The 13,484-nt window shown below is 71.6% G+C and carries 10 protein-coding genes; 3 read left to right on the top strand and 7 right to left on the bottom strand.

What is annotated here, in order from left to right; genetic code table 11:
- Positions 1-9: 9 nt before the first annotated feature.
- From KA711_04410 to lplT, 4 genes are all read right to left on the bottom strand, one after another.
- Positions 10-1,200, bottom strand: a complete 1,191-nt coding sequence (locus KA711_04410) for an aspartate/tyrosine/aromatic aminotransferase (GenBank protein ID MCM0608222.1) — start codon at positions 1,198-1,200, stop codon at positions 10-12.
- A gap of 2 nt (positions 1,201-1,202) precedes the next feature.
- Entirely contained in the window at positions 1,203-1,703 is a 501-nt protein-coding gene (locus KA711_04405) for a glutathione peroxidase (GenBank protein ID MCM0608221.1), read from the bottom strand.
- A gap of 101 nt (positions 1,704-1,804) precedes the next feature.
- The gene (locus KA711_04400) at positions 1,805-2,674 is read right to left on the bottom strand and encodes a DMT family transporter (GenBank protein MCM0608220.1); all 870 of its coding nucleotides are present in this window, start codon (positions 2,672-2,674) and stop codon (positions 1,805-1,807) included.
- A gap of 3 nt (positions 2,675-2,677) precedes the next feature.
- A complete protein-coding gene (lplT, locus tag KA711_04395) occupies positions 2,678-3,955 on the bottom strand; it encodes a lysophospholipid transporter LplT (GenBank protein ID MCM0608219.1) in 1,278 nt (425 codons plus the stop codon).
- A gap of 139 nt (positions 3,956-4,094) precedes the next feature.
- Here lplT and alr point away from each other — a divergent pair, with 139 nt between their 5' ends.
- From alr to KA711_04380, 3 genes are all read left to right on the top strand, one after another.
- The gene (gene alr, locus KA711_04390; protein ID MCM0608218.1) at positions 4,095-5,192 is read left to right on the top strand and encodes an alanine racemase; all 1,098 of its coding nucleotides are present in this window, start codon (positions 4,095-4,097) and stop codon (positions 5,190-5,192) included.
- Positions 5,193-5,325: 133 nt separating this feature from the next.
- Complete coding sequence (locus KA711_04385; protein ID MCM0608217.1) at positions 5,326-5,778, top strand: DUF2141 domain-containing protein; 453 nt, start codon at positions 5,326-5,328, stop codon at positions 5,776-5,778.
- Complete coding sequence (locus tag KA711_04380) at positions 5,775-7,292, top strand: carotenoid oxygenase family protein (GenBank protein MCM0608216.1); 1,518 nt, start codon at positions 5,775-5,777, stop codon at positions 7,290-7,292. The genes KA711_04385 and KA711_04380 overlap by 4 nt, the downstream gene beginning before the upstream one ends.
- 197 nt (positions 7,293-7,489) lie before the next feature.
- Here KA711_04380 and KA711_04375 read toward each other — a convergent pair whose 3' ends face one another.
- The 3 genes from KA711_04375 to KA711_04365 all read right to left on the bottom strand — a co-directional run bounded on the left by KA711_04375 (position 7,490) and on the right by KA711_04365 (position 13,447).
- Positions 7,490-9,592: an acetoacetate--CoA ligase gene (locus tag KA711_04375; GenBank protein ID MCM0608215.1), complete on the bottom strand. Its 2,103-nt coding sequence runs from the start codon at positions 9,590-9,592 to the stop codon at positions 7,490-7,492.
- Between the two features lie 151 nt (positions 9,593-9,743).
- Positions 9,744-11,543, bottom strand: coding sequence for a bicyclomycin resistance protein (locus KA711_04370; GenBank protein MCM0608214.1), 1,800 nt, complete (start codon positions 11,541-11,543; stop codon positions 9,744-9,746).
- 62 nt (positions 11,544-11,605) lie between these two features.
- Positions 11,606-13,447, bottom strand: a complete 1,842-nt coding sequence (locus KA711_04365) for a bicyclomycin resistance protein (GenBank protein MCM0608213.1) — start codon at positions 13,445-13,447, stop codon at positions 11,606-11,608.
- Between the last annotated feature and the right edge of the window lie 37 nt (positions 13,448-13,484).

Raw genomic sequence — 13,484 nt, 5'->3', positions numbered from 1 at the left:
CTGTTGCCGCTACAGCACCGCCGCCATCGCCGTGGCCGTGCGCTCCACGTTGCCGGTGTTCAGCCCCGCCACGCAGATGCGCCCGGAGCGCACGAGGTAGACGCCGAACTCCTCGCGCAGGCGGTCCACCTGCGCCGCGCCCAGGCCGGTGTAGCTGAACATGCCGCGCTGGCTGAGGATGTAGCCGAAGTCACGCCCCGGGCGCTTGGCGCTGAGCACGCCGTGCAGCGAGCGCCGCATGGCCTGGATGCGCGTGCGCATGGCGGCCACGTCGGCGTGCCAGGCGGCGCGCAGCGTTGCATCGCCCAGCACGCGGCTCACGATGCCGGCGGCATGGATGGCCGGGCTGCTGTAGTTGCGGCGCACGGTGGCCTTCATCTGCCCGAGCACGCGCTCGGCCTCGTCGGGCGTCTCGCACACCACGCTGAGTGCGCCGGCCCGCTCGCCATACAGGCTCATGCTCTTGCTGAAGGAGTTGGCCACAAACGCCGTGAGGCCGGCGTCGGCCACGGCGCGGATGGCCCAGGCGTCTTCTTCGATGCCCTCGCCATAACCCTGGTAGGCGATGTCGAGGTAAGGGATGAGCCCGCGGCGCTGGAGCAGCGGCACGAGCTCGGCCCACTGCGCAGCGCTCAGGTCCACGCCGGTCGGGTTGTGGCAGCACGCGTGCAGCAGCACGATGCTGCCGGCGGGCAGCGCATCGAGCGCGGCGCACATCTCGGCGAAGCGCACGCCACCGGTGGCCGCGTCGTAGTACGGGTAGGTGCTCACGGGCACGCCCGCGCCCTCGAACATGGCGCGGTGGTTGTCCCAGGTCGGGTCGCTCACCCACAGGCCGCTCGCGGGCAGCCAGCGCTTGATGAAGTCGGCACCGACCTTCAGGCCGCCGCTGGAGCCCACGGTCTGCAGCGTCGCCACGCGGCCGGCCTTGACGGCCGGGTGCTCGGCGCCGAACAGCAGGCCCTGCACGGCGCTGCGCATGGCGGCCGAGCCTTCGATGGGCAGGTAGGACTTGGCGCCGCCTTCGGCCAGCATCTGCGCTTCAGCCTGCTTCACGCAGTCCAGCACCGGGATGCGGCCGGCGTCGTCGAAGTAGATGCCGATGGACAGATTGACCTTGTCGGCCCGCGGATCCTTCTGGAAGGCCTCGTTCAGGCTCAGGATGGGGTCGCCCGCGTAGGGCTCCACGTGGCTGAACAGGCTCATTGCGGCGCCTTCTCGGCCAGGGCCTTTTCGATGTCGGCGCGCAGCTTCTCGGGCGCGTCGTTCGGGGCGTAGCGCTTTCTCACGCGACCGTCGCGGCCGACCAGGAACTTGGTGAAGTTCCACTTGATGCCCTCGGTGCCCAGCACGCCCGGCGCCTCGGCCTTGAGCCACTGCCACAGCGGGTGCGCCTCGCCGCCGTTGACCTTGACCTTGGCCATCATCGGGAAGCTCACGCCGAAGTTCAGTTGGCAGAAGCTGGCGATCTCGTCGTTGCTGCCGGGGTCCTGGCCGCCGAACTCGTTGCTCGGGAAGCCCACGATGACGAGGCCCCGCTCGCGATAGTCCTGCCAGAGCTTCTCGAGGCCGCCGAACTGCGGCGTGAAGCCGCAGGCGCTGGCGGTGTTGACGATCAGCAGCACCTTGCCGCGCTGGCTGGACAGGTGGCTCTTCTCGCCCGTGATGGACAGGGCTTCGAAGTCGTAGACGGTCGAGGACATGGCGGCTTGGGCCCGCGCGGGCCAGGGCTGGCGAGGCCGGCATCCTATCGCCGCGCCCGGCCCTCATGCCGACGCGGGCGCCGCGCGCCCTTGCGGTGCTGTCAGCGGCGGGCCGAGAGCAAGGCAGCGCCCAGGATCAGCGCCCCGCCCAGCGCCAGCGTCGGCGTGATCCGCCCGGCCCCCAGCAGCACGGCCGAGACGCTGGCGAACAGCACCTCGGTCAGCATGACCACCGCCGTCACGTTGGCCGGCAGCCGCGCCGCGCCGTACTGCAGCGCCAGGTTGCCCCCCAGAAAGAACACCGCCAGCACCACCGAGCCGGCCACCCAGCCCCAGGCCGGGGCCGGCGGCAGGGCCACCAAGCCCTGGGCGCTGAGCGCCGCGGCCAGCACGCCGGCCACCGCGGCCCCGCCGAAGAACATTGCCAGCGCCCGTGCCGCCTCGGGCTGGTGGGCCTCGCGCCGCAGCATCACGTTGTTGAGCGCGAAGCCGAAGCCGCCGATCACGCCCAGCCAGTCGGGCAGGCTCTGCGGCAGCGGCAGGCCGCCGCCCTGCGGCCACAGCACCACCGCGGCGCCGGCCAGTGCCATGGCCACGCGGGCCATCGCCAGCGGCGTGAGCCGCTCGTCCAGCAGCAGCCGCGCCAGCAGCACCGCCCACAGGGGCATCAGGTAGAACAGCAGCACCACGCGCACCACGTCGCCGATGGTCACGGCCCAGTTGAAGGTGGCGTTGGTGGTGCCGGCGGCCAGCACCAGCACCCACAGCACCGGCGTCTTCAGCAGGTGCGCCACGGCCGCCGGGCGCAAGGCCACGATGAGCGCCACCGCCAGCGCGTAGATCAGCACCGTGGCCCACAGCGGGTGCAGGCCCTGGGCCTCGAGCTGGCGCAACGGCCACCAGCTCACGCCCCAGGTGAAGGCGTTCACCATCAGGGCCGCCACCGGCAGCCACAGCAAGGTGCGGCGCATCGGCTAGTGGTGCCTGTCCGTGCGCGCCATGTCCAGCAGGCGCTCGACCTCGTCGGCGTGCTGCACCGTGTTGTGACGGTGCCAGCGCCGGATCAGCTCCATCGTCACGGCCACCAGCAAGCCGAACACGAAGATGGCGCCGAAGGCCGACAACCCGAAGCGCGTCATCACCACGTACAGCGCGCCCAGGCCCAGGATGCAGGCCTGCTCGTTGAAGTTCTGCACCGCGATCGAGCGGCCGGCGCCCATCAGGTTGTGGCCGCGGTGCTGCAGCAGCGCGTTCATGGGCACGATGAGAAAGCCGCAGATCGCCCCCATCACGATGAGGAAGGGCACCGCCTGCGCCAGCGTGTGGATGTAGACCAGCCCGATCATCAGGAAGCCCACGCTGATGGCCAGCGGGATGACGTTGGTGGCGCGGTCGAGCTTGGTGATGAAGCTGGCCACCACGGCGCCCACCACCGAACCGATCACCACCACGCCGGCCAGGTTGGAGGCCTGCGCCGTGGTGTAGCCCAGCGCCGCCGCGGCCCAGGCGAACACGATCAGCCGCAGGTTGCCGAAGATGCCCCACAGCAGCGTGGTGGTGGCCAGCGAGATCTGGCCCAGCTTGTCGGCCCACAGCCGGCTGTTGCAGCGCGAGAAGTCCTTCACCAGGTGCAGCACGCCGTCCATCGGGATCAGCGGCGCCCCGGTGCGCGGGATGTACAGGTTGAAGCCCGTGGCTGCCAGGTACAGCAGCACGATCACGCAGATGGCGGCCTCGGGGCCGGTGTCGATGGCGGTGTCGACGAGCGGCAGATCCAGCCCCAGCAGCAGCGGCGAGATGTGCGGGCCGATGAGCTGCCCGCCCAGCAGGATGCCCAGCACGATGGAGCCCACCGTGAGGCCCTCGATCCAGCCGTTGCCCTTGACCAGCTGCGAGGGCGGCAGAAGCTCCGTGAGGATGCCGTACTTGGCCGGCGAATACGCCGCCGCGCCCAGCCCCACCACCGCGTAGGCCAGCAGCGGGTGGCTGCCGAACAGCATCATCAGGCAGCCCACGATCTTGAATGCGTTGCTGATGAACATCACCCGGCCCTTGGGGATGCTGTCGGCGAAGGCCCCGACAAAAGGCGCGAGCACGACGTAGAAGAACGCGAACATCGGCGCCAGCGCCGGCACCTGCCAGGCCGGGGCCTGGGCCGTGCGCAGCAGCTCCACGGCCGCCACCAGCAACGCGTTGTCGGCCAGCGAGCTGAAGAACTGCGCCGACATGATGGTCGAGAAGCCTTTTTTCATCGTGTCGCGCGCCGCGCTGGCGCCGCCATGATGCAGGCGGCTCTCGCCGATGTCTCCGTGTCGTCGCCGGTCCGGAAGCGTCGCCCGGCCCTGAAGGCGGGCGGGTTATAGCATGGGGGTTCCACGCCCTTGTGACGCCATGCCCCGCCCCATCGAAGCCCTCGTGCACCCGCCCGCACTGGCCCACAACCTGGCCGTCGCACGGCGCCAGGCCGCCGGCGCGCGGGTGTGGGCGGTGGTCAAGGCCAACGCCTATGGTCACGGCATCGAACGCAGCTTCGAGGGGCTCAAGGCCGCCGACGGCTTTGCGCTGCTCGACCTGGCCGAGGCCGAGCGCCTGCGCGGGTGCGGCTGGCGCGGGCCGGTGCTGCTGCTGGAGGGCTGCTTCGAGCCGCGCGACCTGGAGCTGTGCTCGCGCCTGGGCCTGTGGCACGTGGTGCACTGCAGCGAGCAGATCAACTGGCTGGCCGCGCACAAGACGCACGAGCCGCACCGCGTGTTCCTCAAGATGAACAGCGGCATGAACCGTCTGGGCTTCGCGCCGCAGGCCTATCGCAGCGCCTGGGCGCGGCTGAACGCGCTGCCGCAGGTGGACGAGGTGAGCCTGATGACGCACTTCGCCGATGCCGACGCGCCGCGGGGCATCGCCCACCAGCTCGCTGCGTTCGCCGAGGTGACGGCCGATCTGCCGGGCGAGCGCAGCCTGTCCAACAGCGCGGCCATCCTGCGCCACGGCGCGCACGCGGGGCTGCACAACGACTGGGTGCGTGCGGGCGTGCTGAGCTACGGCAGCGCGCCGGACTTTCCCGAGCGCAGCTTTGCCGACTGGGACCTGCAGCCCGCGATGACGCTGCACACGCGGCTCATCGCCACCCAGCAGTTGCAGGCCGGCGACACCGTGGGCTATGGCAGCCGCTACACCGCCGAGCGTGCCCAGCGCATCGGCATCGCCGCCTGCGGCTACGCCGACGGCTACCCGCGCCACGCCGGCACGGGCACGCCGGTGCTGGTGGACGGCGTGCGCACGGGCACCGTGGGCCGGGTGTCGATGGACATGCTGGCCGTGGACCTGAGCACCTGCCCCGGGGCCGGCATCGGCAGCAGCGTCACGCTGTGGGGCCGCGGGCCGGGCGGCGCGGTGCTGGCCATCGACGAGGTGGCGCACGCCGCCGGCACCATCGGCTACGAGCTGATGTGCGCGGTGGCGCCGCGCGTGCCGGTGCGCACGGCCGACTGAGGCGCCGCGCGGGCGCCGTTCGCGCCGCGGAGGCGGCGTTTCGCGACGAGGGCCGTACGTCCGTCGCGGCACGGCGGCGGGCGGCCGGCGCCCGGGCCACGATGTCGTCCATCAACACCCGATGGAGCCCCGCATGAAGTCCGCCGCCGCCCTGTCCGCCGTGATCTCCACCGCCGCGCTGTCGCTGCTGGGCGCCGCGCTGCTGGCCACCGCGCCGCCCGCGCAGGCGCAGGACGGCTGCGCCACCGTGGAGGTGCAGAACGTGCGCCCGAACCAGGGCCAGCTCATGGTGGCCGCCTTCGGCAGCGCCGACAGCTACCGCAAGAAGCCGCTGGCCCAGCTCCGCCTGCCGGCGGGCGAGGGCGCCACGATGCGCTTCCAGCTCTGCGGCATGGCCGGCAGCACCGAGGTGGCGCTGACGCTGTTCCAGGACCTGGACAGCGACGGCCGCATGGGCGCCAACATCGTGGGCCTGCCCACCGAGCCCTGGGGCTCGTCGGGCACGCCGGGCACCTTCGGCCCGAGCTGGGAGACGGGCCGCGTCAAGCTCGACGGCAGCGTCATCGTGGTGAGGATGTCGACGTGAGCACGCGGCGCGGGCTGATCCAGGCGGTGCTGGCCGCCGCCACCGCACCGGCGCTGCTGCTGGGCCGCGAGGCCCGCGCGGCGGCGAGCGCCGCCGACTTTGCCGCGGCCGCCGCGAAGCAGCCGCTGCTCACGCCGCTGCTCGGCGTGGACGACCGCACCGGCGACCGCGACGCCGAGGCGCAGCTCATCGGCCGCTGGCCGGCCGCGCTGCGCGGCCGCTTCTACCGCAACGGCCCGGCGCTGCTGCAGCGCGGCGGCCAGCGCTACCACCACTGGTTCGACGGCGACGGCATGGTGCAGCAGTTCCGCATCGGCGACGGCCGCGTCGTGCACCGCGGGCGGCTGGTGCGCACCGTCAAGCTGCGCCAGGAGCAGGCCGCGGGCCGCTTCGTCGTCAATGCGCTGGGCACGTCCTTCCCGGGCCAGCCGCCCGCGGGCGGGCCCGACAGCTTCAACAGCGCCAACACCAGCGCCATCGAGCACGCCGGCCGCGTGCTGGCGATGTGGGAAGGCGGCTCGGCCTACGGCCTGAGCCCGGAGGATCTGTCCACCCAGGGCCCCGTGGCCTGGCGGCCTGAGCTCGCCCAGGTGCCGTTCTCGGCCCACCCCAAGCTCGATGCCCAGGGCCACCTGTGGAACATCGGCAACGTGGGCGACCGGATCGTCACCTGGCACATCGCCCCCGACGGCCGCCTCGTGAAGGTGCAGCTCACGGCCTCGCCGTTTCCGGGTGGCATGGCGCACGACATGGCCGTCACGGCGCGCCACCTCGTGCTGCCACTGCCGCCCCTGAAGCTGGACTTCAGGGCCCCCACCGAGGGCGGCCGCCGCCGCTTTGCCATGAGCCCCGGTGAGCCGCTGCGCGTGCTGGTGATGCAGAAGGACGACGTGACGACGCAGCGCGTGTTCGAGCTGCCGCCGCAGATGCTGTTCCACATCGGCAACGCGCACGAGACGGCCGACGGCGAGATCGTGCTCAGCTACGTGGGCGCGGCCGATGCGCGCTTCATGGACGAGGGCGCCGTGGCGCTGATGGCCGGGCGGCCGCACGACGACGGGCCGGCCGAGGTGTGCCTGGCGCGCCTGGACATGACCACCGGCCGCGCGCGCGTGGAGCGCCTGCCGGGCAGCGAGGGCGGCGTGGAGTTCCCGCGCATCCACCCGCAGCGCGTGGGCGAGGCGGCGCGCCACATCGTGTTCGCCGCCGACTGGGGCGCGCCGCGCGCGCTGTCGGTCTTCCACGGCGTGCAGCTGCTCGACACCGCCACGGGCCGCACGCGCCGCTTCGACTACGGCCGCAACGCCATCGCCGAGGAACACGTGTTCGTGCCCAAGCCCGGGGGCCGCGGCGAGCTCGACGCCTGGCTGCTGGGCACCACCTTCGACGCGAAGCGCCAGGCCACGGTGCTGAACCTTCTCGATGCCGCGCGCGTCGAAGACGGCCCGGTGGCCCAGGCCGTGCTGCCCTATGCGCTGCCGCTGGGATTCCACGGCAACTTCGCGGCGGCCTGACATCGCGGCCCACTGGGCTCGGGCCATCAACCCGAGCCTGCCAGGCGGGCGTTCGCCTGAGCCTCTTCAACTGTCGGCGCAAGCCTGCGCAAGAGGGGCTCCGCCGCGTAGCCGCGGAGGGCATCACATTGGGCCGTCAGCCTGACATCGCCTCTGCCGCCCGGCCCGAGGCGCGGTCCCGCTGCCGCAAGCCTTCGTCACCCGCCCAGGGCGGGCCCAGGCCGACCCCCCGCGCCCAGCCGCCCGGCGTAGGCCACAAACCAGGCCACGCACTCGGCATTGGCCATCGCGTCGCGGTTCATCACCCGGGCCGGGTCGGCGCCGAGCAGCAGCTTCTTCACCGGCAGCTCCATCTTCTTGCCGGACAGCGTGCGCGGGATGGCCGCCACCTGCACGATCTCGTTGGGCACGTGGCGCGCCGACAGTGCCGTGCGGATGGCGCCCTTCAGCCGCGCCACCAGCGCCTCGTCGAGCACCAGCCCCTCGCGCAGCACCACGAACAGGGGCATCCAGCTCTCGCGGCCCAGGAACTCCAGGTCCACCACCAGGCTGTCCAGCACCTCGGGCTCGGCCTCGACGGCGCGGTACAGCTCGGCCGTGCCCATGCGGATGCCGTGGCGGTTGATGGTGGCGTCGCTGCGGCCGTAGATCACCGCGCCCACGGCGCCGTCTTCCGGGTGCGGCACGAGGCGGATCCAGTCGCCATGGCGCCAGACGGGAGACCGACCGGGTGCCCCGGGGAACATGTCGAAGTAGCTGTCGTGGTAACGGCGGCCGCCTTCGTCGCCCCAGAAGTACAGCGGCATCGACGGGATCGGCTTCGTGCACACCAGCTCGCCCACCTCGCCCAGCAGGGGCCGGCCGTCCTCGCTCCAGGCCTCGACCGCGGCGCCCAGGCTGCGGCACTGCATCTGCCCCTGGTGCACCGGCAGCTCGCGGTTGCCGGCGACGAAAGCACCGGCGAAGTCGGTGCCGCCGCTGATCGGGTTGATCCACATGCGCTGGCCGCCGGGCCGCGGCATGTGCGCCCACAGCCAGGCGTAGGCCTCGTCCGACAGCGGGCTGCCGGTGCTGCCCACGGCACGCAGGCGCGACAGGTCGGCCTGCTGTTGCGGCACCACGCCGGCCTTCAGGCAGCTGGCATAGAACGCCGCGCCGGCACCGAACCAGGTGACGCCCGCCGCCGCGGCAAAGCGCCACAGCGTGCCCCAGTCGGCCGGCCGGCCGCTGCCCGCCACGGGGCCGCCCGGGTTGCCGTCGTACAGGCAGACGGTGGTGCCGCCCAGCAGCGCGCCCAGCTGCGCGTTCCACATGATCCAGCCGGTGCTGCTGAACCAGTGGAAGCGCTCGCCGAACTCGACGCTGGGCGCGACGTCGTTGTGCAGGGCGCCGCCCTTCATCATCTCGAGCATCACGCCGCCGTGGCCGTGCACGATGGGCTTGGGCAGGCCGGTGGTGCCGCTGCTGTAGACGATCCACAGCGGGTGGTCGAAGGGCAGCCACTCGGGCGCCCAGCCGGCGGGTGGCTCGCCCGCGGTCCAGTCGGCGCAGCGGTGCGCGCGGCGGTGCGGCGCCGCGAAGTCCGCCGCGTCGGCGCCGGGGTCGACGTCGGCCTGGAAGACGAGGTGGCGCACGCTGGGCAGCCCGGCCAGCACCTCGTGCAGCACGGCACGGCGGTCGCTCGCCACGCCGCCCCACACCTGGCCGTCGGTCGCCACCAGCACCACGGGCTCGATCTGGCGGAAGCGGTCGAGCACGGCCACCGGGCCCATGTCGGGGCTGCAGATGCTCCAGATGGCGCCCAGGCTGGCGGTGGCCAGGAAGGCCACGATGGCCTCGGGCCGGTTGGGCAGGATGGCGCAGACGCGGTCGCCGCGCTGCACGCCGGCCGCGCGCAGCCGGGTGGCGAACACCGCCACCCGGCGCTGCAGCTCGGGCCAGGGCAGCTCGGCCGGCGCCGAGCCGATCTCGGCCATCTGCTCGGTGTGCCACACCACGGCCGGGTGGCCGGCCGCGTGCGCCGCGGGGCCGTGGCGCAGCACCTGCCGCACGAAGCTCAGCTGCGTGCCGGGGAACCACACCGCGCCGGGCATGCGCGCGTCGGCCAGCACGGCCGCGCCGGGCGCGGTCGGCGTGGGCGACTCGATGTCGAACCAGCGCCACAGCGAGCCCCAGAAGGCGTCGAGCTCGGTGGTGCTCCAGCGCCAGAGCGATTCGTAGTCGTCGAAGCGCAGGCCGTGCTCGGCGGCCAGCCAGGCGCGGTAGCGGGTGAGTCGGGGAACGGGCAGTGCAGTCGTCATCGCTCGGGGTCCGTCTGAATGTCCGCGTGCAGGAACCGCAGCTCCTGCAGCGGGTGCCGCAGCCAGCCGCGCACCCAGGGCCAGCGTGTCGCGGCGCTTCATCGTCCGTGGTTGCCGCAGGCGGTGCGGGGTCGCTGCGCGCCGGGCGCCGTCAGGCTTGCGCCAGCGCCGGGTCCACGTCGATCATGTGCCACCACTCGTTCCAGTAGACCGGCCGACGGTAGCCCTGCACCTCGGGCCACATCATGTCGGCCACGAAGCGGTGGCAGTGCAGCTTGTAGGGCATGTAGGCGATGGCGATGCGCTTGGCCTGCTCGAACAGCGCCAGCCGCTCGGGGCCGTCGGGCAGCACCTTCATGCGCTCGTGGATCTCGTCGAAGGGCTGGAAGCGGAAGCGTGCCAGGTTCTGGTTGCCGGCCTGCGGGCCGTGGTAGCGCGTCAGCATGCCCAGGCCGTCGCCGCCGCTGGCGCTGCTGCCCACGCCCCACATCTGCAGGTTGCCGGCGCGCGCGGCCTTCAGGTTCTCGGGCCACTTCGCGGTCTGGAACTCGATGCGGATGCCGATGGCGTCCATGTTGCGTTTCCACAGCTCGTCGAGCTGGCGGCTGGTCTGGTCCGGCTGTGTGGCCAGGCGCAGCCGCAGCGGGCTGCCGTCGGGCTGCTCACGCCAGCCGTCGCCGTTGCGGTCGCGCCAGCCGTGCAGTTCGAGCAGGGCCTTCGCGCGCGACGGGTTGTATTCACTGGCCTCGCTCTTGAAGGCCGGGTCGTAGCCGCTGAGGTGCGGCAGCACCGGGCTCTGTGCCGGGATCGCCATGCCGCGCCGGGCCAGCCGGATCTCGCGCTCGATGTCCGTGCCCAGGCTGATCGCGCGGCGCAGCGCCACCTTGTGCGGCTCCAGCCCGCCGACCACCGGGTCTTCCATGTTGAAGTAGGTCAGCACGATGTCGCTGACCAGCGTCAACTTGCCGCGGATGCCCTGCTTGACCAGGTTCGGCGCCACCGCGCGCCCGGGCATCGCCACGTTGATGAAGTCCGGCGGCACACGGTCGATCAGGTTCTGCTGCCCGTTGACGAAGCTGAGCCAGCGCGGCTGCGTTTCCTCGATGATGGAAATCTCCACCCGGTCCAGCAGCGGCAGGCGACGGCCGCGCAGCTTGGCCGCGATGGCCTGGCCCTCGGCATCGTCCGCGGCGGGCTGGGCTTCCCACAGGCGCTCGCGGTAGTCGGGGTTGCGCTCCAGCACGATCTGCGAGCTGCGCCGCCAGCTCACCAGCCTGAAGGGGCCGGTGCCCACCGGATGCTCGGCGATCTTGTCGCCGTAGGCTTCCACCACCTCGCGCGCCACGGCGCCGAAGAGGTCGCTGGTGGCCATGTACTCGTAAAAGCGTGGGTCCGGGTCGGCCAGCCTGCACTGCAGCGTGTAGCGGTCCAGCGCACGCAGGCCTTCGATCGGACGGTCGTAGCTGAAAGGCTGCTTGCCGTCCAGCGCCTGCTTGCGCAGCTCGTTCAGGCCCAGCAGTTTCAGGCTCGCGATGCTGGCCGTCAGCGGGCTCTTGGTGGCCGGGTCCATGTAGCGCTTCAGCGCGTAGGCGAAATCCTCGGCCACCAGCTCCCGGGGTTGGCCCTTGAAGGCCGGGTCCCTGGCGAAGAAGATGCCCGGCCGAACACGGTAGGTCCAGGTGCGGAAATCCTCGCTGTGCTCGGGCATTGCCGCGGCCGTCAGCGGCACCACGCGCGGCGGGCGAGCCAGGTGGTCGTAGGTGTACAGCGCCTCGAAGATGTGTGCGGTGACGGTGCGCGAGTAGACGTCGTTGATGCGCGCCGGGTCGAATCCGGTCTCGGCAATTGGGAAGGCATAGCGCAGCACGCGCTGGTCCGCCGTGGCGCCACGGCGGGCCGATCCCACCCGGGCCGCTGCCGGGCCTGCACCCAGGGCGCCCAGCGCACCCAGGCCTGCGGACAGCCCGGCGGCGCCGCCGACCAGCGCCAGTGTGTCGCGTCGCTTCAGGCCTCTCACAGCCCGGCCCCGCGGCGCTGCCCCTGGGCCTGCAGGTCGATGTCCAGGTACTTCCAGAAGTCGCGCACGAAGATGTTGCGGTGGTACCCCGTCACCCAGGGCTGCGCGATGTCGGTGAAGACGCGGTGCACATGCACTTTGTAGGGCATGTACGCGATCATCAGCCGCGCTGCGTCCTGCATCACGGCCTTGCGCTCGGGGCCGTCGGGCATCCCGCGCTGCTGCTCGTAGAGCTTGTTGAAGGCCGGCAGGTTGAAGCGGGCATGGTTGGCCTGGCCCTTGTTCGGGCCGTAGCCCAGCGCCAGGAAGGTGTCGCCATCGGGTTGGCTTGCGCTCCAGCCCACGCCCCACATCATCAGCTGGCCGCCGCGGCTGCTCTTGAGGTTCTCCGGCCACTTGGCGGTCTTGAAGGTGATCTGGATGCCGATCTCGCGCATGTTGCGGTTCCACTGCTCGATCAGGGCGCGGCTTTGCTGGTCCGGCTGCGTGCTGTACTCCAGCACCAGCGGGCTGCCGTCGGGCTGCTCGCGCCAGCCGTCGCCGTTGCGGTCGAGGTAGCCGTGCAGATCCAGCAGCGCCTTGGCGCGGCCGTAGCTGTGATCGCTCATCACCGACTTGAACTGCGGGTCGTAGCCGAAGACATTCGGCGCGATCGGCCCCTGCGCCGGGATGGCCTGCCCGCGTCGCACGATGCGGATCTCGCGGTCCACGTCCACCGCCAGCGCGATGGCGCGACGCAGCGCCACCTTGTGCGGCTCGTAACCGCCCACGACAGGGTGTTCCATCGCAAAGTACGAGACGGCCACATCCGCCCGCGCGTAGCGCACCGCCCGCAGCCCCTTGCGGGCGAGGTTGGGCGCCAGCTGGTTGTTGGGCATGATGGTGTTGGCGAAATCGGCGGGCATCTCCTCCAGCAGGTCGTGCTCCTCGTTCAGGAAAGCCAGCCAGCGCGGCTGGTTCTCCTCGATGATCGAGATCTGCACCTCGTCGACCAGCGGCAGCCGACGGCCCTTGAACTGCTGCGCGATGGCCTGAAGGCGCCTGGCCTCGGCGCTGTCGCCCGCGGGCGGGTTCTCGTCGTAGAACAGCTCGCGGAAGTTCGGGTTCTTCGCCAGCACGATGCGCGAGCTGCGCTTCCAGTCCGCCAGCACGTAGGGGCCGGTGCCCACCGGGTGCTCGCCGATCTTGTCGCCGTGGAACTCCACCACCTCGCGCGCCAGCGCGCCGGTGAAGGAGCCGTCGGTGAAGTTGCTCAGAATGAACCGCGGCGCCGGCTCCGCCAGCCTGATCTGGAAGGTGTAGCGGTCCAGCGTGCGCAGGCCTGCCACCGGAGTGTCGTAGTCGAAGGGCTTCTTCTCGTCCAGCCCCTTGCGCCGCAACTCCGAGAGCCCCAGGATCTTGGCGTTCTCCAGGATGTAGAGGTTGCCGCTCTTCCAGCGCGGGTCGTAGTGGCGCTTGAGGCTGTAGACGTAGTCCTCGGCCACCAGCTCCCGCTTCTGACCCTTGAAGGCCGGGTGGTCGGCGAAGTAGATGCCCGGGCGGATGCGGATCGTGAAGGTCCTGAAGTCTTCGCTGATCTCCGGCATGCCGGCCGCAGTGGCCGGCCGCATGCGCGCGGGCTTGGCCAGGTACTCGAACTCGAAAGGCGCCTCGAAGAAGGCCGCTGCCACCGTGCGCGAATACAGGTCGGTGATCTGCGCCGGGTCGAAGTTCGTCTCCGCGATGCGGAAGGCATAGCGCAGCACCTTCTTGCCATCGGCGGCTGCGCTGCGCTGGGCCTGCACTTCGGCAGCAGGCAGCAGCGCCAAGGGCAGCGCCAGGGCCAGGGCCATGGGCATGGCCAGGGCCCGGCAGCGGGTCACGGTCGGCGCCAGC

Origin of the sequence: Ideonella sp. WA131b, from assembly GCA_023657425.1 — a bacterium.
Taxonomy (GTDB): domain Bacteria; phylum Pseudomonadota; class Gammaproteobacteria; order Burkholderiales; family Burkholderiaceae_C; genus Rubrivivax.
Note: the sequence above shows the minus strand (reverse complement) of the source record. Positions and strands in the feature narration are given on the sequence as shown.

What these genes read in the sequence shown, in the direction of transcription:
- KA711_04365 (MCM0608213.1), bottom strand. Translation starts at nt 13,447, where the DNA reads ATGCCCATGGCCCTGGCCCTGGCGCTGCCCTTGGCGCTGCTGCCTGCT.
- lplT (MCM0608219.1), bottom strand. Translation starts at nt 3,955, where the DNA reads ATGAAAAAAGGCTTCTCGACCATCATGTCGGCGCAGTTCTTCAGCTCG.
- alr (MCM0608218.1), top strand. Translation starts at nt 4,095, where the DNA reads ATGCCCCGCCCCATCGAAGCCCTCGTGCACCCGCCCGCACTGGCCCAC.
- KA711_04400 (MCM0608220.1), bottom strand. Translation starts at nt 2,674, where the DNA reads ATGCGCCGCACCTTGCTGTGGCTGCCGGTGGCGGCCCTGATGGTGAAC.
- KA711_04375 (MCM0608215.1), bottom strand. Translation starts at nt 9,592, where the DNA reads ATGACGACTGCACTGCCCGTTCCCCGACTCACCCGCTACCGCGCCTGG.
- KA711_04405 (MCM0608221.1), bottom strand. Translation starts at nt 1,703, where the DNA reads ATGTCCTCGACCGTCTACGACTTCGAAGCCCTGTCCATCACGGGCGAG.
- KA711_04385 (MCM0608217.1), top strand. Translation starts at nt 5,326, where the DNA reads ATGAAGTCCGCCGCCGCCCTGTCCGCCGTGATCTCCACCGCCGCGCTG.